Here is a 26,595-nt window from a genome sequence, read left to right as displayed (position 1 = left end):
TGACCCGAACCGGTGCGCTGAGTAGGGTGGCGCGGTGACCGATCTCCGCAGCGCGAGCGTGGCCGAGACCGTACGACTGACCAGCGACGGCGACCTCACGCCGCGCGTGGTCGTCGACGAGGCGCTGGGCCGCATCGCCTCCCTCGACCCCGGGCTGAACGCCTTCTCCGTGGTGCTCGCCGAGCGCGCCCACGAGGACGCGGTCGCCCTCGGCCGGAGCCGCGGGACGCCCGGTCCGCTGCACGGCGTACCGATCGCGATCAAGGAGGAGATCGACGTCGCCGGCTGCGTGACGACGTTCGGCGGCGAGGCCAACACCACGCCGGCCGCAGCCGACGCCGAGCTCGTCGCTCGACTGCGGGCGGCGGGGGCGGTGATCGTCGGCAAGACGACCATGCCGGAGTTCGGCGCCTATCCCTACACCGAGGGCGCCTCGCGTGGGGTCACCCGCAACCCCTGGGACCCGACCCGGACGCCGGGCGGCTCCAGCGGCGGTACGGCGGCCGCGGTGGCGTCGGGGATGGTGCCGGTCGGCATCGGCGGCGACGGCGGAGGCTCGATCCGGATCCCGTCGGCGATGTGCGGACTCTTCGGCCTCAAGCCCCAGCGCGGACGGGTCACCACCGCTCCGCACGAGCACCTGTGGTGGGCGCTCGGCACGGTCGGACCGCTGGCGCGCACCGTGCGCGACGCGGCGATCGTCTACGACGTCATCAAGGGCAACACCGACACCGACCTGTATCGCGCCGGCCCGACGGGGTCGTTCGAGGCGGCCGCGCTCCGGGAGCCGGGGCGCCTGCGCGTCGGCTGGTCGGTCGAACCCGTCGGGGTGGGTGTCAGGCCCGACCCGCTCCACGTCGCGGCGGTCGAGGAGACCGCGCGCCTGCTGACGACCTTGGGTCACGACGTACGCGAGGTCGACCCGGCCTACCCCGACCCGACCGCCGCCTTCGTGCCGCAGTTCTTCGCCGGGATCCGCTCCGAGGCACAGGCCGTGGAGCACTACGACCGCCTCGAGCGACGCACCCGCGAGACCTACCGGCTCGGGTCCTGGGTGACTCCGAAGGTCACGCAGTGGGCCTTGCGGGCCAGCGAGCGCGTCGCCGCGAAGGCCAACCGGGTCTTCGACGACGTGGACGTGCTGCTGACCCCGAGCGTCGCCCACCGCCCACCCCGCGTGGGCGTCATCGACGGTCGGGGCACCGTCGCCTCCTCGCTGCTCGCGATGCCCGCCATCGCCTACGCCGCCCTGTGGAACGTCGCCGGCAACCCGGCGGCGTCGGTGCCCTGCGGGCTCGCTCCCGACGGCCTACCCGTCGGCGTCCAGCTCGTCGGACCGACCGACGGCGAGGAGGTCCTGCTGAGCCTGTCGGCCCAGCTGGAGCAGGCGCGGCCCTGGCCGCTGCTGGCCGGGGCCCCGGGGGTCGCTGACTGATGCTGCTGCAGACCCCGCGCGCCCGGCTCCGGCGCCTGCTGCGGCCGGGCGGCCCGAGCCCGCTCGACGGCCGGACCGTGCTGGTCACCGGGGCCTCGTCGGGCATCGGTGAGGCCACTGCGCGCGAGGTCGCCCGGTGTGGGGCGAGCGTGCTGCTCGTCGCGCGCCGGGCCGAGGAGCTCGCGCGGGTGGCCGGGGACATCACGTCAACCGGCGGCCGCGCGACGACGTACGTGTGCGACCTGACGGACTCCGATGCTCTCGACGCGCTGGTCGAGCAGGTGCTGGCCGAGCACGGCGCCGTCGACTACCTGGTCAACAACGCGGGCCGCTCGATCCGCCGCTCCCTCGACCTCAGCTACGACCGCTTCCACGACGTGGAGCGGACCATGGCGATCAACTACTTCGGCCCGGTCCGGCTCACGCTCGGGCTGCTGCCGGCGATGCGGGCCCAGCGGTTCGGTCACGTGGTCAACATCCTGAGCTGGGGCGTGCAGCTCAAGGCGCCGAAGTTCTCGGCCTACCTGGCGTCCAAGACCGCCCTCGACACGTGGTCGCGGATCGCGGCACGCGAGGCGTACGGCGACAACGTCACCTTCACCAACATGCGCTTCGGACTGGTCCGCACCGCGATGGTCGCGCCCACAGAGGCCTACGACGGGTTGCCGGCGATGAGCGCCGAGGAGGCGGCTGCACGGGTGGTGCGCGCCCTCGAGGACCGCCCCGTGGTCTGGAACATCCCGATCGGGGTCGCCGGAGAGCTGGTGGGCTTCGTCGCGCCACGGCTGATGGATGCGGTGATGTGGCGCCTGGACCAGCGGACGAACAACTCCGCTGCGGCGAGCGGCCAGGACGCTGCGAGCTAGGTAGGGAGCTAGCTGGCCTTCTTGGCAGGGGTCTTCTTGGCCGCGGTCTTCTTGGCCGGGGCCTTCTTCGCGGCGGCCTTCTTGGCGGGTGCCTTCTTGGTCGCGCTCTTCTTCGCCGTGGACTTCTTGGCGGGCGCCTTCTTGGTCGCTGCCTTCTTGGTCGTGGTCTTCTTCGCGGGCTTCTCGTCCGCGGCGTCGTCCTCCTCGTCCGAGCCGCTCTCGCCCCGGGCGCTCTGCGCGGCCTTCACCGAGCGCTGCAGCGCGGCCAGCAGGTCGACGACCTCGCCCGACGACTTCGTCGAGGTGGGCGTCCGCTTGATCTCGCCGCCCTCGATCTTGGCCTTGACCAGTGCCTCGACGGCGCCGGCGTAGTCGTCCTCGAACTCGGTGGCGTCGAAGTCGCCGGCGAGCGTGTCGACCAGCATCGTGGCCATCTTGACCTCGGAGTCCTTCACCTCGCCGGCCTCGATGGAGAAGTCGGGGGTGCGGATCTCGTCGGGCCACATCATCGTCTGCATCACGATCACGTCGTCGCGCACCCGCAGCACGGCGACCGACGTACGCTGGCGCAGCGCGACCGTCACCACCGCCATCCGGTCGGCGTCGAGCAGGGCCTGGCGCAGCAGGGCGTAGGGCTTGGCACCCGTCTTCTCCGGCTCCAGGTAGTAGGACTTCTCGAACAGCATCGGGTCGATCTGGTCGGTCGGGACGAACTTCTCGACCGCGATCTCGCGCGAGGACGTCGAGGGCAGGTCGGCCAGGTCGTCGTCGGTGAGGATGACCATCTCGCCGTCCTCGGTCTCGTATCCCTTGGCGATGTCGGCGTAGGCGACCTCCTCGCCGTCGATCGCGCACACGCGCTGGTACTTGATCCGTCCGCCGTCGCTGGCATGGACCTGCCGGAACGACACGTCGTGGCTCTCGGTCGCGGAGTACAGCTTGACGGGGACACTGACCAGACCGAAGGACACAGCGCCCTTCCAGATCGCGCGCATGGGGAAGCCTCTCGCCGGAATTGGGCAGGACACCAAGTGTGACCTGTGGGACACCGAGAATCCATCGGACAGGATGTACCCATGCGTCCCATGCTCGCCACCAAGGGCGACCACGTCCCCACCCGAGAGGGCTGGACCCACGAGGTCAAGTGGGACGGCATGCGCCTGCTGGCCGATGTCGGGGCCGCCGGCGGGGGGCAGGCGCGGCTCACGAGCCGCAACGACAACAACGTGACCGCGGCCTGGCCCGACGTCGCCGGGTCCCCGCTGGAGGAGCGCGACCTCCTCGTCGACGGCGAGGTGATCGCGCTCAACGATGCCGGCATCCCCGACTTCCGGGTGCTGCAGGAGCGGATGCACGTGCGCGACAGCCGTACCGTCGCACGCCTGGTCGAAGCAGTGCCGGTGACGTTCATGGTCTTCGACCTGCTGCGCCTGGACGGTCGCGACCTCGCCGGGGAGCCCCTGGAGGTACGGCGAGCCCGTCTCACCGAGGTGCTCGACGGCTCCACCTGGCAGGTGCCGCCGGCCTACGACGACGGAGCGATGCTCCACCAGGTCACGCTCGACCAGGGACTGGAGGGCATCGTGAGCAAGCGGCTGTCCTCGCCGTACCGCTTCGGGGAGCGCAGCGCGCACTGGCTGAAGTTCGCCCACCGGCACCGGCTGTCGTACGTCGTGGGCGGCTGGCGGCCGCAGGAGGGCACGGACGACCGCCTGGCCGCGCTGGTCGTGGGGGAGGTGACCCCCGAGGGTCTGCTCTACCGGGGCCGGGTCGGAAGCGGCATCGGCCCGAAGCAGAGCCGGGTGCTGGCGGAGGCGGTGGCCGAGCTGTCGCGCACGAGCAGTCCGTTCGACGACGACGTGCCCGCGATCGACGCCCGTGGCACGCGATGGCTCGACCCGGTGCTGGTGGTCGACGTGGACACGCACGGTCGGGGCCACACGCGGCTGCGCCAGCCGTCGTACCAAGGGGTGCGTCACGACCTGACGCCCGAGGACCTGACGCCTGAGGAGGCCTGATGGCGGGGGACGGAGAGGAGCTGCGCGTCGACGTGGAGGGCCGCACGCTGGTGATCAAGAATCTCGCCAAGGTGCTCTACCCGCAGACCGGGACGACCAAGGGCGAGGTCCTCGACTACTACGCACGGATCGCGCCGACGATGCTCATGCACCTGCGCGATCGAGCTGTCACGCGGATCCGCTGGCCGCACGGTGTGCAGGACATGAGCTTCTTCGAGAAGAACGCTCCCGCCGGCACGCCGTCGTGGGTGCGCACGGTCAGCGTCCCGACGACGGGGAGCCGCACCGCTGACCGCAAGGACGGCACCCTCGACTTCCCTGTCGTCGACGACCTCGCGACGCTGACCTGGCTGGCCAACCTGGCTGCCATCGAGCTGCACGTGCACCAGTGGCGCGTCGGGCGCAACGGTCGCCCGCGCAATGCCGACCGGATCGTGGTCGACCTCGACCCGGGCGAGCCGGCCGGCCTGCACGAGTGCTGCCAGGTGGCGCTGCTGGTGCGCGACAAGCTCGAGGAGCGCGACCTGGTCGGGCGACCGGTGCTGAGCGGGAGCAAGGGCCTGCACCTCTACGCGACGCTGCCCAGCCGGCTGCCGCCCGACGAGTCGACGGCACTGGCCAAGGAGATCGCCGAGGAGCTCCAGGCCGAGCACCCCCGGCTCGTCACCGCCACGATGACGAAGGCGCGGCGCCACGGCAAGGTGTTCCTGGACTGGTCCCAGAACGCCGGCTCGAAGACGACGATCGCGCCGTACTCCCTGCGCGGACGCGAGCGGCCCTACGTCGCCGCGCCGGTGTCGTGGGGCGAGGTCACCGCGGGCGCCGAGGACCCGCTCGGTCTGGAGCAGATGGCCTTCCCGGAGGTCCTGGACCGGGTCGAGCGGCTGGGCGACCTCTTCGCCTGACCCGCTGCCTGACCCGCGACGTGGCGGCAGGCTGCTGTTACCGAACGGTGGCGGTGTCGTGTGGTCGGCGTACCCGGTCCGTGGAGCCCGCCGTCGTAGATTTGTCTCATCGGTCGGGGCCGAGCCGCACTGCTGGGGGGCGTGCGGGCGCCCCGACCGGGATTCTCTCGGGTTGGTTCGGACGGAGGCATGGGGCCGTGGAGCTGCAGCTGCGCTCGCGTCGACTGACGCGTCTGGGCCATCGCCAGGTGCTGGTCTCCGTTGCGGCGCTGCTGCTCGGGTGGTTGGTGCTGGTCACGCTGGTGCCCGGGATGTTCGGCCTGCGCACGACCGTCCTCGACGAGACGCGTGGTGACTACGAGCAGGGCACGCTCGTGGTGACGCGGTCGGTGCCCACCAGTGACGTCGAGTCGCACGACCTGCTCGCGGCCGGTGACGGGATGTGGCGGGTCCTGTCGGTGGAGCAGGGCACGGTGCGTGCTCAGGATGCGCTCGCCTCGTCGGCCACGGAGGCCTCGACGACCGCCATGAGGTCCGGCGACACGCCGACCATCGATCGTGCCGTCCTCGTCCTGCCGGTCGTGGGCCTGCCGCTGGCCGGTGCGCAGGGTCTTGTCCTGTGGGTTCTGGCGGCGTTGGTGGCGTGCGGGGCAGCCCTGGCCGCCTCCACGTTCCTGGGGTTCCTGGGGTCGGGCCGGCTCCGGCCGGGGCCCGAATCGACACTCAGCGTGCCCACATCCGGGTAGTTGCACCTGCAACTGCCTCCGAACCCCTATGCTCTAGGTCATGGGTCACAGAGTTCTCGTCGTCGAGGACGAGGAGGACATCGCGTTCCCCCTTGTCCGGACGCTGGAGCGTGAGGGCTACGACGTCAACTGGGTGGACAACGGCCAGAAGGCGCTCGACGAGCTCGTGGGTCGTTCTGCCGAGGTGATCATCCTCGACCTCGGCCTTCCCGACATGGACGGGCTCGAGGTCTGCAAGAAGGCGCGCGCCGCTGGCTTCGAGGGCGCGATCATGATCGTGACCGCGCGCGCAGGAGAGCTCGACCGCGTCGTGGGTCTCGACTACGGCGCCGACGACTACCTCGCGAAGCCGTTCGGACTGGCCGAGCTGCAGGCTCGGGTGCGCGCGCTGCTGCGCCGTACCGGAGCAGGGAACGGCTCCGGCGCCGATGACTCCGAGGACGGCCTGCGCATCGACGTACCTGCCCGCCGGGTCTACGCCGGCGAGACCGAGGTGCCGTTGACGGGCAAGGAGTTCGACGTCCTCAACATCCTCGCGGCCAACAAGGACAAGGTCGTCTCCCGCGGCCGGCTGATGGCCGACGTGTGGGACGAGAACTGGTATGGCTCGACCAAGACCCTGGACGTGACGATCGGGCGGCTTCGGCAGAAGCTCGAGAGCGTCGGGGTGACCGAGCGTGTCGTGGCAGTGAGGGGCGTGGGGTTCAGGCTCGAGGCTCCCGCGCCTCATGCGTGAGCGCCTGACTGCTGCGTTCGTCGCCATCACGCTCCTGATGCTCCTGGGGGCGGCCTTCGTCCGGTCGTACGCCGTCACCGGCGAGCTGCGCGAGCGGGAGAGCGACTTCGTCAACGACCAGGCACGCTCCATCGGCAAGGTGCTCGCGCTGGAGACCGCCCAGGGGGAGGCCATCGACGAGGAGCTCCTCAGCCAGTTCGTCGTGCCGCGCGCCAGGGTGCTCTACGAGCCGTCCGGTGCGGCCGACGGTCGCGACATCGTGCTGACCGGCACCGACTTCGCGATGGACGAGGAGAGTGTCTCGGCGACCGTCTTCCTGGCCGACGGTGTCATCACCGTCACCCGCAGCAGCAGCCAACCCATCGACACGATCTACGGCGGCAACGTCGCCTCCACGTTCGGGCTGCTCCTCCTGCTCGCCATCATCGCGGGTGTCACCGGGTACTTCGTGGCGCGCGGCCTGTCGCGGCCCTTCCGAGAGCTGGCCACCGCAGCGGCCGCGCTCGGTCGCGGCCGCTTCGACCTCGACCTGCCGACGACGAGGATCCCCGAGGCGCGTGCGATCGCACAGGCTCTGGACAGCAGCGCCGGTCAGCTGCGGGATCGGCTCGAGCGGGAGCGCGAGTTCGGGCTGCTGGCCTCCCACGCCCTGCGCACGCCGCTGACCTCGCTGCGACTGACCCTCGAGGAGCTCGTCGGTGACCCGTCGATCGGCGACGACACCCGGCAGGCCGCTCTCCACTGCTTGCAGACGGTGGGCAGCATCGGCGAGATCGCCGGTGAGCTGGTCGAGGTCTCCGGGCGGGGTGTGCTCGTGGCCGGTGCGGCCCTGCCCCTGCGCGACGTGGCGTTCCAGGTGGCTCAGCGATGGTCCGAGAAGCTGGAGGACGACGGCTGTTCGCTCACGGCTGCGGTCGAGGGCGACATCGAGCTTCTCTTCACGCCCGGCCCCGTGGAGCAGGTGCTCGACCTGGTGCTGACCGAGCTGGTGGGCCACCACCGCGGCGATGTGCGCCTGGTGTTCGAGGGCCTGGCCAACCTCTTGGTCATCACGATCCGCTGCACCGACGCCGCGGGGGAGGCCTGCACGGCCGAGTTGCCGACGACGGACCGGACGTCAGCAGTCCTCGCGGCGCTGGGCGGGCGGGTCGAGCGCCTCGAAGGCCTCGAGGGCCAGGCCCTACGCGTGCTGCTGCCGCGTCGCTGAACCGTTTGGAGCGACCCGTCACGGTTGACGCGTGAGACTCGTCGCGCTCGTCGCAGTGGGGGTGCTGGCCCTGAGCGCCTGTACCAGCGGCGGCAACGTCACCGACGAGGTCGTCGGTCCCCGCGACGGCGAGGCCACGGTCGACCTCGGGTCCGGCTCCGACCCCGAGCTCTCCGACCCCGAGCTCTCCGACTCCGCGCCCGAGGACCCCCAGCGCCGGATCACGTTGGCCTTCGCCGGGGACGTCCACTTCGAGGGTGCCCTGGTCTCGTTGCCCGACCGGGCCGGCTCGACGGTCGGTGCGATGTCGCGCTGGCTGCGCAGCGCCGACCTGGCGATGGTCAACCTGGAGAGCCCGGTCACCACCCGCGGCGCGATGGCCCCCAAGGAGCGCGAGGTCGCGGGCGATCGCTACTGGTTCCGCAGCGCCCCGTCGGCGCTCGACGTCCTGGACCGCTCGGGCGTCGACGTGGTGTCGGTGGCCAACAACCACGGCGGCGATTACGGGGTCCGCGGTCTGCGGGACACCCTGCGGGCCGCCGAGGACAGCCCGGTCGCGGTGGTCGGCATCGGCCGCGATCGCGACGCCGCGTTCACGCCGTACCGACGCACGATCAAGGGCACCGACGTGGCGGTCCTCGCCGCCGACTCGTCCTTCCGGGAGAGCGCCGACCCGATCTGGGGCGTGCTGCCGGGGTCGGGCCCGGGCATCGCCTCGGCCCGGGTGCCCTACACCAACCAGCTCACCCGGGCAGTGCGCAAGGCGGCCGCCGTCGACGACCTGGTGGTCGTCTACCTGCACTGGGGCGACGAGGGCGACGCGTGCCCCACCGGCGACCAGCAGTCGCTCGCGCGCGATCTCTCCGCCGCGGGGGCCGACATCGTTGTCGGCACGCACGCGCACACGCCGGTCGGTGCCGGGCTGCTGGGCGACACCTACGTGAGCTACGGGCTCGGCAATTTCCTCTGGTACAACGGCGGCCGCTCCTCCAGCGGGGTGCTGCGCCTGGCCGTGCGCGGAGACGAGGTCGTCGCCGACGAGTGGCACCCGGCCTACATCCCGCCGGAGGGCGGCCAGCCGCAGCGACTGACCGGGTCACCCGCCGAGGAGGCGGTCTCCGGGTGGAACGACCTGCGCGACTGCACGCGCCTGGCCCCCGGTCCGGGGCCGGCCCAGCCCACCGATGATGGGTCGGGCGATCGGCCCGACGGGGACCGCGACGCGCTGCCGCCGTACACCTCCGCGATCGGGCGGATCGGCACCCGACTCCAGGAGCGGATGACCGGGAGCAGCCACGACCCGGCGTCCTGTCCGGTGCCGTTCGCCGACCTGCGGCGCCTGGAGCTGTCGTACGTCGGCTTCGGCGGCGGCGCGAGGACCGGCGTGCTGGTGGTGCACCGCGACGTGGCCCGTGACGTGGTGAGCACCTTCGAGAGGTTGTACGAGGCCCGCTTCCGGGTCCAGCAGATGCGCCTGGTCGACGTGTACGCCGGCGACGACAACGCTTCGATGGCCGCCAACAACACCTCGGCCTACAACTGCCGCACCGTGGCCGGCACCGACACCTTCTCCGACCACGCCTACGGCAGGGCGATCGACATCAACCCGGTGCAGAACCCCTACGTGCGCGGCGCGATCGTGCAGCCACCGCGCGGTGGCCGCTTCGTCGACGTCGACCGCTCGTCGGGTGCGTCGACCGGGCGCGGGGTCATCGGGTCCGACGACGTCGTGACCCGGGCCTTCGCGCGGGCGGGGTGGAGCTGGGGCGGGGACTTCTCCGACCCGGACTTCCAGCACTTCAGCGCGGAGTGACGCACCACCTGCCTCATGTGACTCTTTTCGCCACAGTTGTCCACAGATCGGTTTGAGGCTCTTCCGGTCGGGTAGTACGGCGCCTACGTTGCTGTGGACAGCAACCGGAACCTGACTCGGCAGGAGCCACCATGACGCTGACGCGCGCCGTTGACCATGGGGTCACGGGGGAGCGGCGCCGCGACGACCCCGGCGTCGTCGAGGCGCTCGACGCGGTGGTCCGCGACCTGGTCCGACGCGAGGGTGTCGATCCGCAGCGCGACTCCGGCGTCGTACGACGCATCGCCGACCGGGTCGTGCGGGATCACGACGAGCGCAGCCTGACCGGCATGGTCGCGCCGGTGGTCGACACCGACTCCCTCGTGGGCGAGCTCGTGGCACGGGTGGCCGGCTTCGGCGTGCTGCAGGAGTTCTTGGACGATCCCACCGTCGAGGAGATCTGGATCAACGACCCGTCCCGGGTCTTCGTCGCGCGTCATGGGCGGCACGAGCTGACCAACCTGGTCCTGACCGCGGCCGAGGTCGACGAGCTCGTCGAGCGCATGCTCAAGTCGAGCGGTCGCAGGCTCGACGTGAGCTCGCCGTTCGTGGACGCGATGTTGCCGGAGGGGCATCGGCTGCACGTCGTCCTGGGCGGGATCGCTCGTGGGTTCACCGCGGTGAACATCAGAAAGTTCGTCTTGCGCGCCGCGCGGCTCGACGACCTCGTCGGGCTCGGCAGCCTGAGTCCGCGAGCGGCGACCTTCCTCGACGCGAGCGTGCGGGCGGGGCTGAACATCTTGATCGCGGGGTCGACGCAGGCCGGAAAGACGACGCTTCTGAACTGCCTGGCCGCCGCGATCCCCGGGGGTGAACGAATCGTCAGCGCCGAGGAGGTCTTCGAGCTTCGCTTCAACCACCCCGACTGGGTCGCGATGCAGACGCGTCAGTCCGGCCTGGAGGGAAACGGCGAGGTCAAGCTGCGCGACCTGGTCAAGGAGTCCCTGCGCATGCGGCCATCTCGGATGATCGTGGGCGAGGTCCGCGCCGAGGAGTGCCTGGACCTGTTGCTGGCCTTGAACGCAGGTTTGCCGGGCATGTGCACGTTGCACGCCAACTCTGCGCGCGAGGCACTGGTGAAGATGTGCACCCTCCCGCTGCTGGCTGGCGAGAACATCTCGGCGCGCTTCGTCGTCCCCACCGTGGCCGCCTCGGTCGACCTCGTCGTGCACCTCGGCCTCGACCAGCACGGCGTACGCCGTGTCAACGAGATCGTGGCCGTGCCGGGCCGGGTGGAGAACGACATCATCGAGGCGGAGCCGATCTTCGTGCGTCATGAGCACGAGCTGCGCCGTACGGCGGGGATGCCGCCGCGCACCGAGCGCTACGAGCGGATCGGCATCGACGTCCACCGACTGCTCAACGACGGGCGCTAGACCATGGGCGTCGTGGTCGGGCTCGGCCTCGGGATCGGGCTGCTGCTGATCTGGTCGGCCTTCGTGCTGCCACGCAGCACCACCTCCGCTCCCGCGCGCCGACCGGGACGGCTCGCTCGACTTCTCGCCGCGGCAGGACTCAGCGAGGTCTCTGTGACCGGACTGCTCCTGTTGTGCGCCTTCTCCGCAGTCGTGGCCGCAATGGTGGTCCAGGTCGTCACCGGCACCGCACCCATCTCCTTCGTGTTCGCGGTGATGGGCGCCTACCTGCCCGTCGCGGTGGTGGGCGGACGCGCGCGGCGGCGGCAACGTGAGTTCGCCGAGGTCTGGCCCGAGGCGATCGACAACCTCGCCTCGGCGGTGCGCGCCGGCCTGTCGTTGCCCGACGCCCTGGCCGGCCTGGCGACGCGGGGGCCCGAGCCCCTGCGAGACGCCTTTGCTGCCTTCGCGCTCGACTACCAGGTCACCGGCAGGTTCTCCGACTGCCTGGACCGGTTGAAGGTCGCGCTGTCCGACCCCGTGGGTGACCGTGTCGTCGAGGGGCTGCGGATCGCACGTGAGGTCGGTGGCGGCGAGCTGGGGCGACTCCTCCGGCACTTGTCCGGTTACCTGCGCGACGAGCAACGCACGCGCTCCGAGCTCGAGGCGAGGCAGGCCTGGACGATCAACGGGGCTCGGCTGGCTGTCTCGGCCCCCTGGCTCGTGCTGCTCTTCATGTCGTCGCAGCCCGATGTCATCGGCCGCTATCGCTCGTCCGCCGGCGTCGTCGTCCTCGCCGTCGGTGCCGTGCTGTGCGTGGGCGCCTACCGGATCATGATGCGGATCGGTCGGTTGCCCACGGAGCGGCGGATCCTGTCATGAGTCCCGCGTTGCTGGGTGCCGCGCTGGGCGGGGTGGCCGGGCTGGGGCTGGTGCTCGTGGTGCTCCGGGTCGGCGTCATCCGACGACCCCAGCTGGCGACGCGCGTCCTGCCCTACGTACGCGACGTGCCCCGGATCGGCGATCCGCCCGGTGTGCGGAGGACCCCGTCCGCGGCGCCGACTGCGGCGGCGGTCGGGGTCTTCGGTCCCGTCCTGCGAGCCGCTGCCGACGGTGTCGAACGGGTGCTGGGAGGCTCGGCCTCCGTACGGCGACGCCTCGAGCGAGCGGCACTCGATCGCACCGTGCACGACTTCCGGATCGAGCAGGTGATCTGGGGACTGGTCGGGTTCGCGCTCGCCGCCGGCCTCGGGGTGCTGCGCGCCCTGTCGGGGCCGGCCAATCCGGTGGGGTTGCTGGTGCTGTGCGTCGTCGCGTTCGCCATCGGGGTCGTCGGCCGGGACACGTGGCTCTCGAGCCAGGTCAAGGCCCGCGAGCGGCGCATCCTCGAGGAGTTCCCGACCATCGCCGAGCTGCTCGCCCTCGCCGTCGCGGCGGGTGAGTCGCCGGTGTCGGCGCTCGACCGCGTCGTACGACGAAGTGGCGGCGAGCTGTCGGACGACCTCGGCCGCGTGCTGGCCTCGATCCGCACCGGAGAGCCGGTAGCGGCCGCCTTCGATCGCCTGGCCGGTGCGTCCGGACTCCCGCTCGTCTCCCGCTTCGCGCAGGGGATCGCCATCGCGATGGACCGGGGCACTCCGCTTGCCGACGTGCTGCACGCCCAGGCCGCCGACGTCCGCGAGGCCGGTCGGCGCGACCTGATCGAGCTCGCCGCCCGCCGCGAGGTCGCGATGATGGTGCCCGTCGTGTTCCTGGTGCTGCCCGTGACCGTTCTCTTCGCCTTCTGGCCCGGCCTGCTCGGCCTGTCCCTCACGGCTCCCTAGCCGGCTTCGGCGCCGGCGCCCCCGACCCTGGTCTTCTCGGAAAGGAACCACACCATGGCAACGATACTCATCACCTTGGCACGACTCCGGCTCACGCTGATATCGCCCCCACCTGCCCACGATCGCTCACGCGACGACCGCGGGGACGTGCCCGGCTGGGTCCTGGTCACGCTCATGTCGGTCGGCCTGATGGTCGTGATCGGCGCGGTGGCCGAGGACCAGCTCACCGAGATGCTGCGCTCGGCCCTCAACTCGGTGAAGTAGTGCCCAGAGGCCAGCGCGGCGCGGCCGTCGTCGACATCGTGCTCGTGATCATGGTGCTCGTGCCGATGGTCCTGGGCATCCTCCAGGTCGCCCTGGTGCTGCACGTGCGCAACACGTTGGCGGCCGCTGCCTCGGAGGGCGCCCGCTACGCGGCGACCCAGGGTGCCTCGCAGATCGCCGGCGAGACCCGGACACGCGCCCAGATCGAGGACGGCATCGCGGGCGGTTTCGCTGACGACATCGTCGTACGACACGTGATGGTGGGTGGCGTGCCGACCGTGGAGGTGATGGTGCGCGCCACCGTCCCCGCGTTGGGACTGGGTGGGCCCGGAGTCGACCTCGAGGTCGAGGGCCACGCCGTCGCCGAGCAGGTGGCACCGTGAGTCCTGGCGATCTCCGCGACGAGCGGGGGAGCGCGATCGTCGAGCTGGTCTGGCTCGGGATCCTCCTGCTGGTGCCGCTGCTGTGGATCGTGGTCTCCGTCTTCCAGGTCCAGAGCGGCGCCTTCGCCGTCTCGTCGGCCGCGCGCTCGGCCGGGAGGGCGTTCGCGTTGGCTCCCGACGACATCTCGGGTCAACGAGCCGCCGAGGCTGCCGCACGCCAGTCGTTGCGCGATCAAGGCATCGACGAGGTGCCGGTCGACGTGGCGGTGACGTGCACGCCGTACCCGACCTCGTGCCACAGCGGCACCTCGGTCATCACGGTGGTCGTCACCTCGCGGGTGGTCCTGCCACTCATGCCCGACTTCCTCGGTGGTGACCGGCCGTCGTTCCAGCTGGACTCCCGCCACACCGTGCCGATCGGGCGCTACCGGGAGGTGAGCGTCGATGTCGCCGACCCGTGACGAGCGGGGCACCGCGATGCCGCTGATCATCGGCTTCGCGCTGCTGCTCGCGATGACGGTGGCGTTCGTGGTCGACGCCTCGGCGGCGTTCCTGCACCGCCAGGGCCTCGACACCCTCGCCGACGGTGCGGCGTTGTCGGGTGCCGAGGCCGGAGCGCAGGGCGACGACGTGTACGGCGGCGGAGTCGGCGCGCAACCGCTGGCGCTGACGCGTGCGCAGGCCCAGGCCGGGGTCCGCGCGTACCTTGCCGCGGTCGGTGCGCACCGCGACTTCCCGGGCCTGGGCTTCGACGTCGACGTGCGCGGCGACCAGGTGATCGTCAGGGTCAGTGCCCCGGTCGACTTCCCGCTGACCCTGCCCGGTGCCCCCGAGACGGCCCGCGTCTCGGCGACCGGGTCGGCCATCGTCGACCCGCAGTGACCGGCCATCGGGGTCGGGCCCGCGCGGTCGGCCCAGCGCAGTCAGCCCATCGACTTCTGGCCGTCGATCGTCTCGCGGATGATGTCGGCGTGGCCGGCGTGCTGGGAGATCTCGGCGACGAGGTGGAGGAAGGTGCGCCGCGCCGACCAGCTGGCCCCGGTCTCGAACCACGGTGCGGCCGGCAGGGGCCGGCGCGCGCCGAGGTCGACGGTGTGTACGAGCTCGTCGACGGTCGCCGCGACCTGGGCGTACGCCGCCAGCACTCCGTCGAGGGTCTCGCCCTCGAGCATCCGGAACTGCTGCTGGTAGGCGACGACCTCGGCCGGAGGGTTGCTCCAGTCGATGCTGGCCCAGTCGAAGGACGCCTCCTTGGGGCCGTCGGTGATGAAGCGCGCCCACTCGGCCTCGGACGCGGTCACGTGCTTGACCAGTCCTCCGAGACAGAGCTGGCTCGCGGTCGGGGTGGCCGCGGCCTGCTCGTCGCTCAGCCCCTCGACGGTGCGCAGGAAGAGCTCACGGTGCTGGTGGAGGGTGTCGAGGAGGTCGGCGCGCTCGGCGGCGACGGTCGTGGAGGGCTTGGTGAAGGTGGGCTGGGGCTGCTGTGTCGTGGTCATGAGGCAACGCTAGAAAGGCTTGCGGTCAGCTTGTGACCTCAATCCGACTAGTTTCGCGATCACCCGGACAGTGCGGTGGGCACTGCCAGCCGATGGCAGCGCCGCACCGCACTGTCCGCCGCTGGTTCCGTCCCGGCAGCCTGCTCGCCGTACAGTTGTGCGGTCATGACTGCCCTGCCTGAAGCCACTGCGCCCGCCGCCCGCACCTACGAGGTCAAGACCTACGGGTGCCAGATGAACGTCCACGACTCCGAGCGCCTGACGGGGTTGCTCGAGACGGCCGGCTACGTCGCCGCCTCCGAGGGCGAGCAGGCAGACGTCGTCGTCTTCAACACCTGCGCGGTGCGCGAGAACGCCGACAACAAGCTCTACGGCAACCTCTCGCACCTCGCCCCGGTCAAGGCGGCCAACCCCGACCTGCAGATCGCGGTCGGTGGCTGCTTGGCGCAGAAGGACCGCGAGACGATCACGAAGAAGGCGCCGTACGTCGACGTCGTCTTCGGCACCCATAACATCGGCTCGTTGCCGGCTCTGCTCGACCGTGCTCGGTCGCAGGACGAGGCCCAGGTCGAGATCCTCGAGTCGCTCGAGGTCTTTCCCTCCACGCTGCCCACCAAGCGTGACTCCGCCTACGCCGCGTGGGTGTCGGTCTCGGTCGGGTGCAACAACACGTGCACGTTCTGCATCGTCCCGGCGCTGCGCGGCAAGGAGAAGGACCGCCGCCCCGGCGAGATCCTCGCCGAGATCGAGGCGCTCGTCGCCGACGGCGTCTGCGAGATCACCCTGCTCGGACAGAACGTCAACGCCTACGGGGTCGAGTTCGGCGACCGCCAGGCCTTCTCCAAGCTGCTGCGTGCGTGCGGCACCATCGAGGGTCTGGAGCGGGTGCGCTTCACCTCGCCGCACCCGGCCGAGTTCACCGACGACGTCATCGAGGCGATGGCCGAGACCCCCAACGTGATGCCGCAGCTGCACATGCCGCTGCAGTCCGGCTCCGACAAGGTCCTCAAGGACATGCGCCGCTCCTACCGCAGCAAGAAGTACCTCGGCATCATCGAACGGGTCCGCGCCGCGATGCCGGACGCGGCGATCACCACCGACATCATCGTCGGCTTCCCCGGTGAGACCGAGGAGGACTTCCTGGCCACGATGGACGTCGTACGGCAGTCACGCTTCTCCGGCGCCTTCACCTTCCAGTACTCCAAGCGTCCCGGCACGCCTGCTGCCGACCTGCCCGACCAGATCAGCCCCGAGGTGGTCAAGGACCGCTACGGCCGCCTCGTCGAGCTGGTCAACGAGATCGCCTGGGAGGAGAACCAGCGCCTCGTCGGCCGCAGCGTCGAGCTGATGGTCTCCGAGGGGGAGGGGCGCAAGGACGCCGAGACCCTGCGGCTCTCGGGCCGGGGCCCCGACAACCGGCTCGTCCACTTCGCCGCCCCCGACGCCACGCTCGGCGAGGTCCGCCCCGGCGACAACGTGACGGTCGAGATCACCCACGCCGCTCCGCACCACCTCGTCGCCGACCGCGTCCTGTCCGTACGGCGTACCCGCTCCGGCGACGCGTGGGAGGCCCGCACTGCGGACCTCGGGGCCCCCGCAGCCGCCGGCGTGACCCTCGGCATGCCGAGCATCGGCGTCCCGGCGCCCCTGCCCGACGCGCCTGCCTGCCGCTGAACCGACGAAATGGCCCCTGAGTCGCGCGATCAGGGGCCATTTCGTCACGTGTGGTGGAGACGCGGCGACGGTCTCGGTGAGCAGGCGCCTGCGCTAGTTCAGCGGCTGCTTGTCGTAGGGGTTCTCCGCGGAGCGGGGGTCGTCCTTGGCGTAGCCCGACTTCGGCGGGATCGGCGGGTCGGGGTTGACCTCCACCCCGCCGGCGGCCTGCTCGGGAGGCACGTCGGCGTCGGGGTCGCGCTCCTGGGGGGAGACGTCGCGGGTGCCGGAGGTGCCGTGCTGGCCAGGTCCGGTGGGGCCCTCGGTCTCGCTGCTGACGCCCATGTCACCACTGGTGTCCTGGTCGGACGACGTGATGTCGTAGGCGTCCTCGGGCGTGTTCTCGTCCCTGCTCATGCCGGTGACTCCTCGTCCGGGTCGACGTCGTCGGCCTTGCCCTTCGTGGCTTCGGTGGTGGTGTCCTCGCCCTGCTTCATCTCGTCGGGCAGGGACTCCTCGACCGCCGGGTTGGCGTCGGGGTCGAGGTCGCGCATCACCGGGGCGGGCGGCTCCTCGCCGTCCTCGACGATCGCCTCGGCTCCGTGGGGGAAGGAGATCGCGTCCACGCCTCCGGGGTTGGGCTCGCCGGGCTCGATCTGCGGCTCGGGCGCGGGCCCGAGGTCACCGTCCTGCGTCATGGGTGGTCCTTCCCTGGTTGATGGTCAAGAGGTCGTTCGGTCGTCGAAGCCGAGGGTCGTGTAGGCCGCGGGTGCCTCTCCGGCAGCCAAGGCGTCGAGCACGCGTCGTTCGTGCGGCACCACGGGAGCCGACAGCTCGTCGAGACCGTCGAGCGGGACCCAGCGGAGGTCGGCGCACTTCAGCGGCTCGACGATGCTGGGCTCACCGGTCCAGGACCGCGCCGTGAAGAAGAAGTCGATCCGCTCGTCGATCGGCAGGTCGTGGCGGGTGCGGTGCATCGTGGTCACGAACTCCAGGACCAGGTCGTGCACACCGATCTCCTCGCCGGCCTCCCGCTGCGCTGCTGCGTCGGCGGTCTCGCCACGCTCCACGTGCCCGGCGGCCGCAGCGGCCCAGTGGTCGTCCATGTAGCCGGTGTCCTGCCGCAGCTGCAGCAGGACCTCCGGTCCACCCACACCGTCGCGCAGCAGGAAGACGTAGGCGGCGGGGACGACCGTGAACCGCTCGACGGTGCCGTTCACTGGGAGGGCTGGTCCTGGGACGTCTCGGCGTTCTCCTCCTGGACGGCACCTGCCGCACTGGAGCCGTCCGTGCCGCCGGACTGCTCGCTCGGGTGCTCGCCGGGAGGTGCCTCCTCCAGGTCGATGGCCTCGTTGGACTCCTCGGGGACGGGCGCGGTCACGGGAGGTCGTCGTTCTTGCCGTCGAGCTTGTCGAGGGCGTCCTTGGCCTTCGTGGACGCCGAGGCGATCTTGTCGCCGTGCTTGCCGCCGGTCTTCTTGTCGGCGAAGTCGCCGGCCTTGTCGATGCCGTCGGAGATCTTGTCCCCGTGCTTGTCGACCGCGTCGCTCAGCTTGCTCTTGGCGTTGTCCAGAAAGCCCATCCGTGGTTCCCCCTGCAAGGTCCTGAGAAGTGGTGTGGTGGCCCGCTCCGGACGGGAGCGGCCTGCTTGCCACACTAGCCACATGACCGCGACGGAGGGCACCCCCGCAGGGACGGTCTCTCTCCGACCGCGACCGATCGTGGCGATCGTCGGGCCGACCGCGTCGGGCAAGACGTCGCTCTCCCTCGACCTCGCGGAGCGACTGAGCGGCGAGATCGTCAACACCGACGCGATGCAGGTCTACCGCGGCATGGACATCGGCACCGCCAAGCTCCCCGCCGCCGAGCGGCGCGGCATCCCGCACCACCTCCTGGACACCCAGGACGTCCGGGAGCCGGCCACGGTCGCCGTCTTCCAGGGTTGGGCCCGGGCGGTGATCGCCGAGCTGCGGGGTCGAGGAGCCACCCCCGTCCTCGTCGGTGGCTCGGCGCTCTACATCCGCGCCATCCTGGACCGCTTCGAGTTCCAGGCCACCGACCCGGAGGTCCGGGCCCGCCTCGAGGCGGAGCTTGCCGAGGTGGGCTCGGAGTCCCTGCACCGGCGCCTGGCCGACCTGGACCCGCGCACGGCCGAGACGCTCGCGCCCGACAACGGCCGCCGTATCGTCAGGGCGCTCGAGGTCATCGAGATCACCGGGGAGCCCTACGGCTCGTCGCTGCCCGACCTGGAGTACGTCGACCCGCGCACCGTGCAGATCGGCGTCGACATCGATCGCCCCACCCTGGACGCCCGCATCGAGCAGCGCGTGCACGACATGTACGACGGCGGCCTGGTCGCCGAGGTCGAGGCGCTCCTCGACGCGGGACTGGCCGAGGGACGCACCGCGTCTCGGGCGATCGGCTACCGGGAGGCACGGATGGTGCTCGCCGGCGAGCTGGACCCGGACGAGGCGCGCCGGCGCACCATCTACGCCACGCGTCGATATGCGCGCAAGCAGATGGGGTGGTGGCGCAAGGACCCCCGGATCACCTGGGTGCCGTTCGATGCGGACGACCGGGTGGAGCAGGCGCTGGCGGCGGTGACGGGCGCACGTCAGTCGACCTGAGGTGTGACATGCGCGACATCGAGCGATCAGGGTTCGACGATGAGTCGGCACGGCTGGAACAGTCCACCCCACCATGACGACGACTCCTGAGCCGACCGGATCCTCCTCGGCGACCGCCCACACCGAGGCACCGGACTACGGCGTCCTGCGCTGGCTGGTGCTCGCGACCTTCATCGTGATCCTCAACGAGACGATCATGATCAACGCGATCCCGCGGCTGACCGAGGAGTTCGACGTCACCACGCGCTCCGCGCAGTGGCTGACAAGTGGGTTCCTGCTCACGATGGCGATCGTGATCCCCACGACGGGCTGGTTCCTGCAGCGCGTGACGACACGACAGGCCTTCGGCAGCGCGATGGCGGTCTTCTGCGCCGGGACCCTGCTCGCCGCGCTGGCCCCGACGTTCGGCGTCCTGGTGGCGGCCCGCGTCGTGCAGGCGGCCGGTACGGCGATCATGATGCCGTTGCTGATGACGACGGTGATGACCATCGTGCGCGAGCAGGACCGGGGCCGGATCATGGGGAACGTGACGCTGGCGATCTCGGTCGCGCCCGCGCTCGGACCCACGGTCTCCGGCGGCATCCTGGCGCTCGGCTCGTGGCGCTGGCTCTTCGGCGCGGTCCTGCCCGTCGCCGTCCTGATCACCTGGGTCGGTCTGCGCAACCTCGCCGTCGGCGGGGAGACCAACCAGGGCGCGATCGACTGGACCAGCGTCGCCCTGTCGGCCTTCGGCTTCGGACCCCTGGTCTTCGGGCTCTCCCAGCTCGGCGAGGGCTCCGGCACCGGGCCGTCGTGGCTGCCGGCCGCGATGCTCGTCGTCGGGGTGCTCTCGCTCGGCGCGTTCGTGGCGCGTCAGCTCCGCCTGCAGCGCGACGGCGTGCCCCTGCTCGACCTGCGCACCCTGCTGCACCGCACCTACGCGCTCAGCCTCGGCCTGATGGCGCTGGCCTTCATGGCGATGCTCGGCTCGATGATCCTGCTGCCGCTCTACCTCCAGGGCGTGCGCGGGCTGAGCGAGCTGCAGACCGGCCTGCTGGTGATGCCCGGCGGGCTGGCGATGGGTCTGCTGGGGCCCCAGGTCGGCAAGATCTTCGACCGGGTCGGTGCCCGCCCGCTCATCATCCCCGGGGCGATCGGGATGCTCGTCGGACTCGCCCTGCTCACCCAGGTGGGCGCGACCACCCCGTACGCGATGATCCTGGCGGCCCACGTGCTGCTGATGGTGTCGCTGGCGGCGGTCTTCACTCCGGTGTTCAGCCTCGGGCTGGGCGCGCTCCCGCCGCCCCTCTACTCCCACGGCAGCTCGCTGCTGGCCACCCTCCAGCAGGTCGCCGGCGCGGCCGGGACGGCCGTGGTGATCGCGGTCGTGTCCTCGCGCGAGACGGGGCTGCTGGCCGACGGCGCCGACGAGATCGCCGCGCGTGTCGGCGGCACGCAGTGGGGCTTCGCGGTCGGTGCGATCCTGGCGGTCGTCGTGGTGGTGATCGCGGTGATCATGCCGGGTCGGGTGCCCTCGTCGTACGACGAGGAGGGCGCCGGCCTCGAGCGCGCCGACGAGCCGGTCACGCCCTAGTCCCGGCGGCCTGAGCCTGCCTGCCGCAGCACCCGACCGCAGACCGACTCCGAGGACGCCCCGCCCGAGATCATGTGGGTCTCGGCCGGCGAGGTCGCCCGCGCGGCGGTCGACGGAGGACGGCGTCACGACGGGTGCCAGGCACGCGACGCACCCGCGACGGGCGACTCGGCGTACCGTGATCTCGTGAGCACCGACGCGCAGTGGACCGAGATCGCCGACGAGCAGCAGCTCGTGGACCTGCTCGGCGAGCCGAGCGAGCGGGCGGCCACCAAGAGTCGCCCCACGCTGCTGGACGTCGACCGGGACTGGTTGGCGGCCAGCCCGTTCTGCGTGATGGCGACCTCCGACGCCGAGGGCCGTTGCGACGCCTCGCCCAAGGGCGACCCGGCCGGGCAGCTGGTGCACGTGATCGACGAGCGCACGATCGCGCTCGCCGAGAGACCGGGCAACCGCCGCGCCGACGGCTACAAGAACATCCTCGTCAACCCGCACGTCGGACTGAACTTCCTGATCCCCGGTCGCGGGGACACGCTACGCATCAACGGCCGCGCCCGGCTCGTCTCCGACGCGCCCTTCTTGGACGAGATGATGGTCAAGGGCCACCGTCCCCTCCTGGCCGTCGTGGTCGAGATCGAGGACCTCTTCTTCCACTGCGCGAAGGCATTCCTGCGTTCGCAGCTGTGGGACCCGCAGACGTGGGAGCCCGAGGCGCGGGTGCCGCGACGTGCCGTGATCGCCCGGGAGGTCGAGCCCAACGGGATGTCCGTCGAGCAGCTCGACGACTACTACCGTCCGGAGAACTATGCCGAGGGACTCTATGCCTGACGCTTCGGGGCACGACTACCCCTTCCTCAAGGGCCACGGCACCCACAACGACTTCGTGCTCCTGCCCGACCACGAGGGCACCGTCCACGGCGACCTGGACCCGTCGCGGGTCCGGGCCCTGTGCGATCGCCGCGGCGGGATCGGTGGGGACGGGGTGCTGCGCGTGGTCCGCGCCGCTGCGGACTCCGCGGCGGAGTGGTTCATGGACTACCGCAACGCCGACGGCTCGGTCTCGGAGATGTGCGGCAACGGGATCCGCGTCTTCGGCCGCCACCTCGTGCAGGAGGGACTGGCCGACCCGACACGACCGCTGCCGGTCGACACTCGCGACGGCATCAAGACCATCACCTTCGCCGGCGGAGCCGTCGACGGCGAGATCACCGTCGACATGGGTGTCCCGCGACTGCTGGGTGAGTCGAAGATCGGCGTCGCCGACGGCGACGACGTGCGCTGGTGGTCGGCCGCCCATGTCGACACCGGCAACCCCCACGCGGTCGCCTTCCTCGACGACCTCGCCGAGGCCGGGCCGCTGACGAGCGCCCCCGAGCACGATGCGGAGGTCTACCCGAACGGCGTCAACGTCGAGTTCGTCGTACGGCGGGGCGAGCACCACGTCGCGATGCGGGTGCACGAGCGCGGCTCGGGCGAGACCCAGTCGTGTGGCACCGGCGCCTGCGCGGTCGCGGTCGCGGCGGCCAGCGCCGACGGCGCCGAGCGCGGCACGCCGTACCGCGTCGACCTGCCCGGCGGCACCCTGACGATCACCTGGCGGCCGGACGGGCGGGTGCTGATGGCCGGTCCCGCTCTCATCGTGGCCCGTGGCAGCACGCGTCTGTGACGGACAGTAGGGTCCGAGACATGGACCTCAACGGATCTTCTGCCATCGTCACAGGCGGCGCGTCGGGCATCGGTGCCGCGGCCGCCCGCCGGCTCGCCGCCCTCGGATGCACCGTGGTCGTCGCCGACCTCCAGGCCGACAAGGGCGAAGCCCTGGCCGAGGAGATCAAGGGCGTCTTCGCCCAGGTGGACGTCACCAACACCGAGCAGATCACCGGGGCGGTCAAGGCCGCCGCCGACATCGCGCCCCTCAAGGCGGTCGTCAACTCGGCCGGCATCGGCTGGGCCCAGCGCACCATCGGGCGCGACGGATCCCTCGACTCGGCCCACTCGCTCGAGGCCTTCACCAAGGTCGTGGCCATCAACCTGATCGGCACCTTCGACATGGTGCGCCAGGCCGCCACGGTGATGAGCACCAACGAGCCCGACGCCGACGGCGGCCGTGGCGCCATCGTCAACATGGCGAGCGTGGCCGCCTTCGACGGCCAGATCGGCCAGGCCTCGTACTCCGCCTCCAAGGGTGGCGTGGTCGGGATGACCCTCCCGGTCGCGCGCGACCTGTCGGCCGCCGGCATCCGTCTCAACACCGTGGCTCCCGGCCTGATCGACACCCCGATCTACGGCGAGGGCCCGGACGCGGACGAGTTCAAGGCCAACCTCGGCAAGAACGTGCTCTTCCCCAAGCGCCTCGGGAGCGCCGACGAACTGGCCTCGATGGTGATCGAGTGCCTGACCAACTCCTACATGAACGGCGAGACGGTCCGCCTCGACGGCGGCATCCGGATGCCTCCCAAGTAGAGGCCACAGTGGTGCACGAGGTACGAGTGCACCGCGTGGTGGCCGAAGGTTGAGCGAGCCCGCGATCGAGGGACGAGGTCGCGCAAGGCGAGACGAAACCCGGTGCGCTCAGGCGCAGGTGCCTGATCAGATCGCCGAGATCGCCAGGAGCACGGTGCCCACGTAGATCCCGGGGATGGCGATGCCCTCGAAGCCGATGCCTCGACGGTCGCGCACGACCAGGCCGAGGGCCAGCGTCGCCGTGATCAGGGCCGTGCCGCCGAGCAGGACGAGCGCTGCCGGCCCCGCGGCGGTGTAGATGGTGCTCGGCGTGTAGAAGACGTCGGCGATGGTGATCATGATGGTGTCGAAGACGTTGCCGCCGACGATCCCGCCGATGCCCAGCGTGACCGAGCCCATCCGGACGGCCGCCAGGAGCGTGATCAGCTCGGGCAAGGACGTGATCGCCGTGGTCAGGGTGAAGCCCGTGACCGCGCTCGGCCAGCCGGTCGCCTGGACGACGCCGAGGCCCGCCTTGCCGATCACCCATCCCACGACCGCGACCACGGCAGCCAGCGCGACGAGCGAGGCCCAGAGGTGACCGGTGGACCGGTCGGTCGGTTGGGCGACCTCCTCATCGCTGGTCTCGCGGGTGATCCGGGGGCTCCACATGGGGGTGTTGCGCATCCCACGCAGCAGCACCAGCCCGTAGATGTAGAGCGGCGGGATCAACAGGGAGATCGGGTGCACCCAGCCCCACGCGAGGTCGGGTGTGGCCACGGCGATGACCGGCAGACTGAGCATGGCCATCAGGAGCAGCGCCTGGAGGATGTTCTCCAGGGAGGCACCGGCGTGCTCGAGGTTGGTGCGGCGGTAGACGAGGTCGGCGATGGCCAGCCAGACGGTCTGGATCGCGACGCCGCCGACGGGGTTGGCGATCGCGAAGCCGGCATCACCGCCGGCGGCGCCGGCGATCGTCGTCAGGATTCCCGACAGCGAGGTGACGGCACCCAGGAAGATCGCGCCGGCGATGGCCTGACCGAGACCGGTGCGCTCGGAGAGCTGGTCGGCGGTGGTGGCCAGCCGCCTGCCGACGGGCACCAGCACCACCACCGCCACGGCGAGGCCGATCACGCTCGGCAGCAGGGTCCACGTGTCGTTCACGACGGCTCCCCGGACTGGTGACTCACCCGACCCAGCGTGCCACGGTGTCGGTATCAGCAGAGCCGCGCCCGGGTGGTGCCCTTCGAGATCCGGCGGCCGGCCGAGGACCCACGGTCGTCGGAGCGCGCGCCGACGAGGGTGATCCGGCCGGGCCCGTCGGAGCGCATGACGAGCGTGCCGAGGCCGGGTTGACCAGCGCGTCGGCGTCGACCGACACACCGCACTGCGGCGGACCGGCGAGCGCGACGGCCTCGGCGTACAGGTCCGGGTGGGACAGACCCAGCTTGTAGGCCGCCCAGCCGCCCATCGAGTCGTAGGCGGCGACGGTGCGCATGTGAGGTTCAACGCGCCACCGGGCCCGACGTCACGTGACGACGGTCACTTCTCCAGGTCGGTGCGCGGGCGGACGTAGGCTGGAAAAATGTCCTCCACGCGCGCGGCCCGGCAGAAATCGGTTACCGCCCACGCCGATGCGGACCTACGATCGACACATATGACGAACGCACCTGACTTCTCCCTCGCCGCCGAGCTCGACGAGACCTCCGACTGGGATCCCGAGCACGAGGACGCCCCTACCGCGGGCGACGACGACTTCGTGTCCGGGTACGCCGACGAGCCCGACCCCGAGGACGACCCCACGACCGGCGCCATGGAGCTCGCCGAGCGCCACCAGCTGCGCCGCGTGGCCAGCCTGCGCACCGAGCTCGAGGACATCACCGAGGTCGAGTACCGCCAGCTCCGCCTCGAGCGCGTCGTGCTCGTCGGCGTCTGGACCGAGGGCTCGGTCGCCGACGCAGAGAACTCCATGGCCGAGCTCGCCCTGCTCGCCGAGACCGCCGGCTCCGAGGTGCTCGAGGCCATCTACCAGCGGCGCCAGACGCCCGACCCGGCGACGTACGTCGGTCGCGGCAAGGTCGAGGGGATCGCCGAGATCGTGCAGGCCACCGGCGCCGACACGGTGATCTGCGACGGCGAGCTCGCGCCCAGCCAGCTGCGCAACCTCGAGGACCGGCTCAAGGTCAAGGTCGTCGACCGGACCGCGCTGATCCTCGACATCTTCGCCCAGCACGCCAAGTCGCGCGAGGGCCAGGCACAGGTCGAGCTGGCCCAGCTGTCCTACATGAAGCAGCGCCTGCGCGGCTGGGGTGGCAACCTCTCGCGCCAGGCCGGTGGCCGCGTCGGTGCCGACGGTGGCGGCATCGGTGGCCGTGGTCCCGGTGAGACCAAGATCGAGACCGACCGGCGGCGGATCAACGACAAGATCGCCAAGCTGCGGCGCGAGCTCAAGGCGATGAAGGGCACCCGCGACACCAAGCGCCAGGACCGGACGCGCCACCAGATCCCCAGTGTCGCCATCGCCGGCTACACCAACGCCGGCAAGTCCTCGCTGCTCAACCGGCTCACCGGAGCCGGCGTCCTCGTGGAGGACTCGCTGTTCGCCACGCTCGACCCGACCACCCGCCGTACGACGACCGCCGACGGCCGGATCTACACGATGAGCGACACCGTCGGTTTCGTCCGGCACCTGCCGCACCAGCTGATCGAGGCGTTCCGCTCGACGTTGGAGGAGGTGGCCGAGGCCGACCTGATCGTGCACGTCGTCGACGGCTCGCACCCCGATCCCGAGGGTCAGCTCAGCGCCGTGCGTGAGGTGCTCGCCGAGATCGAGGCGAGCGACGTGCGCGAGCTCGTGGTGATCAACAAGGCCGACGCCGCCGACCCCCTCGTGCTCGCCCGCCTGCAGCGCGCCGAGCCGCACTCCGTCGTGGTCAGCGCCAAGACCGGCGCCGGCATCGCCGAGGCGATCGCCCTGGTCGAGGGGGAGCTGCCCCGCCCGGGCGTGGCGTTCCATGCGCTGCTGCCCTACGAGCGCGGAGACCTGATCAACCGCCTCCACCAGGAGGGCGAGATCGACCTGCTGGAGCACACCGCGCAGGGCAGCGTCGTCAAGGGCCGGGCCAACGAGGACCTCGCCGGAGAGCTGGTCGACTACGCGCTCTGACCCGGATCCGCGAGTAGTGGCGGCGTGATCCGCGTGTGAGACGACGAAG

Annotated in this window: 31 protein-coding genes; 22 read left to right on the top strand and 9 right to left on the bottom strand. The window is 71.1% G+C overall.

Going from position 1 to position 26,595, the window contains the following annotated elements:
- The first annotated feature begins 34 nt into the window (after positions 1-34).
- Together Q1K33_RS12100 and Q1K33_RS12095 are read left to right on the top strand one after the other, a co-directional pair.
- Positions 35-1,435: an amidase gene (locus tag Q1K33_RS12100; protein WP_300404265.1), complete on the top strand. Its 1,401-nt coding sequence runs from the start codon at positions 35-37 to the stop codon at positions 1,433-1,435.
- Positions 1,435-2,301: an SDR family NAD(P)-dependent oxidoreductase gene (locus tag Q1K33_RS12095; RefSeq protein WP_300404262.1), complete on the top strand. Its 867-nt coding sequence runs from the start codon at positions 1,435-1,437 to the stop codon at positions 2,299-2,301. Before Q1K33_RS12100 ends, Q1K33_RS12095 begins: the two co-directional genes overlap by 1 nt.
- A gap of 8 nt (positions 2,302-2,309) precedes the next feature.
- On the opposite strand, the gene Q1K33_RS12090 is transcribed toward Q1K33_RS12095, so the two are convergent.
- Entirely contained in the window at positions 2,310-3,296 is a 987-nt protein-coding gene (locus Q1K33_RS12090; RefSeq protein ID WP_300404260.1) for a Ku protein, read from the bottom strand.
- Between the two features lie 81 nt (positions 3,297-3,377).
- Between Q1K33_RS12090 and ligD (Q1K33_RS12085) the strand changes: the two genes are divergently transcribed.
- The 13 genes from ligD (Q1K33_RS12085) to Q1K33_RS12025 all read left to right on the top strand — a co-directional run bounded on the left by ligD (Q1K33_RS12085) (position 3,378) and on the right by Q1K33_RS12025 (position 14,472).
- Positions 3,378-4,319, top strand: coding sequence for a non-homologous end-joining DNA ligase (ligD, locus tag Q1K33_RS12085; protein ID WP_300404258.1), 942 nt, complete (start codon positions 3,378-3,380; stop codon positions 4,317-4,319).
- The gene (gene ligD, locus Q1K33_RS12080; RefSeq protein ID WP_300404255.1) at positions 4,319-5,224 is read left to right on the top strand and encodes a non-homologous end-joining DNA ligase; all 906 of its coding nucleotides are present in this window, start codon (positions 4,319-4,321) and stop codon (positions 5,222-5,224) included. Before ligD (Q1K33_RS12085) ends, ligD (Q1K33_RS12080) begins: the two co-directional genes overlap by 1 nt.
- 197 nt (positions 5,225-5,421) lie before the next feature.
- Positions 5,422-5,970 (top strand): hypothetical protein, encoded by a 549-nt coding sequence (locus tag Q1K33_RS12075; RefSeq protein WP_300404253.1) that lies wholly within the window; start codon positions 5,422-5,424, stop codon positions 5,968-5,970.
- 40 nt (positions 5,971-6,010) lie between these two features.
- Positions 6,011-6,706 (top strand): response regulator transcription factor, encoded by a 696-nt coding sequence (locus tag Q1K33_RS12070; RefSeq protein ID WP_300404250.1) that lies wholly within the window; start codon positions 6,011-6,013, stop codon positions 6,704-6,706.
- A complete protein-coding gene (locus Q1K33_RS12065) occupies positions 6,699-7,913 on the top strand; it encodes a HAMP domain-containing protein (protein WP_300404248.1) in 1,215 nt (404 codons plus the stop codon). Before Q1K33_RS12070 ends, Q1K33_RS12065 begins: the two co-directional genes overlap by 8 nt.
- Positions 7,914-7,944: 31 nt before the next feature.
- Complete coding sequence (locus Q1K33_RS12060; protein WP_300404246.1) at positions 7,945-9,726, top strand: CapA family protein; 1,782 nt, start codon at positions 7,945-7,947, stop codon at positions 9,724-9,726.
- 131 nt (positions 9,727-9,857) lie between these two features.
- Positions 9,858-11,141 (top strand): ATPase, T2SS/T4P/T4SS family, encoded by a 1,284-nt coding sequence (locus tag Q1K33_RS12055; RefSeq protein WP_300404244.1) that lies wholly within the window; start codon positions 9,858-9,860, stop codon positions 11,139-11,141.
- Between the two features lie 3 nt (positions 11,142-11,144).
- Entirely contained in the window at positions 11,145-12,002 is an 858-nt protein-coding gene (locus Q1K33_RS12050; protein WP_300404242.1) for a type II secretion system F family protein, read from the top strand.
- Entirely contained in the window at positions 11,999-12,943 is a 945-nt protein-coding gene (locus Q1K33_RS12045; protein ID WP_300404240.1) for a type II secretion system F family protein, read from the top strand. The genes Q1K33_RS12050 and Q1K33_RS12045 overlap by 4 nt, the downstream gene beginning before the upstream one ends.
- Positions 12,944-12,997: 54 nt before the next feature.
- Positions 12,998-13,207 carry a hypothetical protein gene (locus Q1K33_RS12040; RefSeq protein ID WP_300404238.1) on the top strand — a complete coding sequence of 70 codons (210 nt, stop codon included), beginning with the start codon at positions 12,998-13,000 and terminating at the stop codon, positions 13,205-13,207.
- Positions 13,207-13,590: a pilus assembly protein gene (locus Q1K33_RS12035; protein WP_300404236.1), complete on the top strand. Its 384-nt coding sequence runs from the start codon at positions 13,207-13,209 to the stop codon at positions 13,588-13,590. Before Q1K33_RS12040 ends, Q1K33_RS12035 begins: the two co-directional genes overlap by 1 nt.
- Positions 13,587-14,051, top strand: coding sequence for a hypothetical protein (locus Q1K33_RS12030; RefSeq protein ID WP_300404234.1), 465 nt, complete (start codon positions 13,587-13,589; stop codon positions 14,049-14,051). The genes Q1K33_RS12035 and Q1K33_RS12030 overlap by 4 nt, the downstream gene beginning before the upstream one ends.
- Positions 14,035-14,472 carry a pilus assembly protein TadG-related protein gene (locus Q1K33_RS12025; protein WP_300404232.1) on the top strand — a complete coding sequence of 146 codons (438 nt, stop codon included), beginning with the start codon at positions 14,035-14,037 and terminating at the stop codon, positions 14,470-14,472. Before Q1K33_RS12030 ends, Q1K33_RS12025 begins: the two co-directional genes overlap by 17 nt.
- A gap of 41 nt (positions 14,473-14,513) precedes the next feature.
- Here the strand turns inward: Q1K33_RS12025 and Q1K33_RS12020 are convergent, their stop codons facing one another.
- Positions 14,514-15,086, bottom strand: coding sequence for a DinB family protein (locus tag Q1K33_RS12020; protein ID WP_300404230.1), 573 nt, complete (start codon positions 15,084-15,086; stop codon positions 14,514-14,516).
- A gap of 165 nt (positions 15,087-15,251) precedes the next feature.
- Here Q1K33_RS12020 and miaB point away from each other — a divergent pair, with 165 nt between their 5' ends.
- On the top strand, positions 15,252-16,760 hold the full coding sequence (gene miaB / locus Q1K33_RS12015) for a tRNA (N6-isopentenyl adenosine(37)-C2)-methylthiotransferase MiaB (protein ID WP_300404228.1): 1,509 nt from the start codon (positions 15,252-15,254) through the stop codon (positions 16,758-16,760).
- A 93-nt stretch (positions 16,761-16,853) separates the two neighbouring features.
- Here the strand turns inward: miaB and Q1K33_RS12010 are convergent, their stop codons facing one another.
- Genes Q1K33_RS12010 through Q1K33_RS11990 form a run of 5 tightly spaced genes read right to left on the bottom strand, consistent with a single transcriptional unit; the run spans position 16,854 to position 18,320 of the window.
- Positions 16,854-17,156 carry a hypothetical protein gene (locus tag Q1K33_RS12010; RefSeq protein WP_300404226.1) on the bottom strand — a complete coding sequence of 101 codons (303 nt, stop codon included), beginning with the start codon at positions 17,154-17,156 and terminating at the stop codon, positions 16,854-16,856.
- On the bottom strand, positions 17,153-17,437 hold the full coding sequence (locus Q1K33_RS12005; protein WP_300404224.1) for a hypothetical protein: 285 nt from the start codon (positions 17,435-17,437) through the stop codon (positions 17,153-17,155). The genes Q1K33_RS12010 and Q1K33_RS12005 overlap by 4 nt, the downstream gene beginning before the upstream one ends.
- Positions 17,438-17,461: 24 nt before the next feature.
- On the bottom strand, positions 17,462-17,959 hold the full coding sequence (locus Q1K33_RS12000; protein ID WP_300404222.1) for an NUDIX domain-containing protein: 498 nt from the start codon (positions 17,957-17,959) through the stop codon (positions 17,462-17,464).
- Positions 17,956-18,120, bottom strand: coding sequence for a hypothetical protein (locus Q1K33_RS11995; protein ID WP_300404220.1), 165 nt, complete (start codon positions 18,118-18,120; stop codon positions 17,956-17,958). The genes Q1K33_RS12000 and Q1K33_RS11995 overlap by 4 nt, the downstream gene beginning before the upstream one ends.
- Positions 18,117-18,320 carry an antitoxin gene (locus tag Q1K33_RS11990; protein WP_300404217.1) on the bottom strand — a complete coding sequence of 68 codons (204 nt, stop codon included), beginning with the start codon at positions 18,318-18,320 and terminating at the stop codon, positions 18,117-18,119. The genes Q1K33_RS11995 and Q1K33_RS11990 overlap by 4 nt, the downstream gene beginning before the upstream one ends.
- Positions 18,321-18,402: 82 nt before the next feature.
- On the opposite strand from Q1K33_RS11990, the gene miaA reads away from it, so the two are divergent.
- The 5 genes from miaA to Q1K33_RS11965 all read left to right on the top strand — a co-directional run bounded on the left by miaA (position 18,403) and on the right by Q1K33_RS11965 (position 23,401).
- Positions 18,403-19,365 carry a tRNA (adenosine(37)-N6)-dimethylallyltransferase MiaA gene (gene miaA, locus Q1K33_RS11985; RefSeq protein ID WP_300404215.1) on the top strand — a complete coding sequence of 321 codons (963 nt, stop codon included), beginning with the start codon at positions 18,403-18,405 and terminating at the stop codon, positions 19,363-19,365.
- Between the two features lie 73 nt (positions 19,366-19,438).
- Entirely contained in the window at positions 19,439-20,938 is a 1,500-nt protein-coding gene (locus tag Q1K33_RS11980) for an MDR family MFS transporter (protein ID WP_300404212.1), read from the top strand.
- 186 nt (positions 20,939-21,124) lie between these two features.
- Positions 21,125-21,766: a pyridoxamine 5'-phosphate oxidase family protein gene (locus Q1K33_RS11975; RefSeq protein ID WP_300404210.1), complete on the top strand. Its 642-nt coding sequence runs from the start codon at positions 21,125-21,127 to the stop codon at positions 21,764-21,766.
- Positions 21,759-22,604 (top strand): diaminopimelate epimerase, encoded by an 846-nt coding sequence (gene dapF / locus Q1K33_RS11970; protein ID WP_300404207.1) that lies wholly within the window; start codon positions 21,759-21,761, stop codon positions 22,602-22,604. Before Q1K33_RS11975 ends, dapF begins: the two co-directional genes overlap by 8 nt.
- 20 nt (positions 22,605-22,624) lie before the next feature.
- A complete protein-coding gene (locus Q1K33_RS11965; RefSeq protein ID WP_300404205.1) occupies positions 22,625-23,401 on the top strand; it encodes an SDR family NAD(P)-dependent oxidoreductase in 777 nt (258 codons plus the stop codon).
- Positions 23,402-23,527: 126 nt separating this feature from the next.
- Here Q1K33_RS11965 and Q1K33_RS11960 read toward each other — a convergent pair whose 3' ends face one another.
- Together Q1K33_RS11960 and Q1K33_RS11955 are read right to left on the bottom strand one after the other, a co-directional pair.
- Positions 23,528-24,544 carry a hypothetical protein gene (locus Q1K33_RS11960; RefSeq protein ID WP_300404203.1) on the bottom strand — a complete coding sequence of 339 codons (1,017 nt, stop codon included), beginning with the start codon at positions 24,542-24,544 and terminating at the stop codon, positions 23,528-23,530.
- A gap of 22 nt (positions 24,545-24,566) precedes the next feature.
- Positions 24,567-24,878, bottom strand: a complete 312-nt coding sequence (locus tag Q1K33_RS11955) for a hypothetical protein (protein WP_300404201.1) — start codon at positions 24,876-24,878, stop codon at positions 24,567-24,569.
- A gap of 159 nt (positions 24,879-25,037) precedes the next feature.
- On the opposite strand from Q1K33_RS11955, the gene hflX reads away from it, so the two are divergent.
- Positions 25,038-26,546, top strand: a complete 1,509-nt coding sequence (gene hflX / locus Q1K33_RS11950; protein WP_300404198.1) for a GTPase HflX — start codon at positions 25,038-25,040, stop codon at positions 26,544-26,546.
- Positions 26,547-26,595 lie beyond the last annotated feature (49 nt).

Source organism: Nocardioides sp., from assembly GCF_029937575.1.
In the GTDB taxonomy this organism is placed as follows: Bacteria; Actinomycetota; Actinomycetes; order Propionibacteriales; family Nocardioidaceae; genus Nocardioides.
The sequence above is the reverse complement of the archived record's forward strand: the minus strand, read 5'-3'. Positions and strand labels throughout refer to the sequence as shown.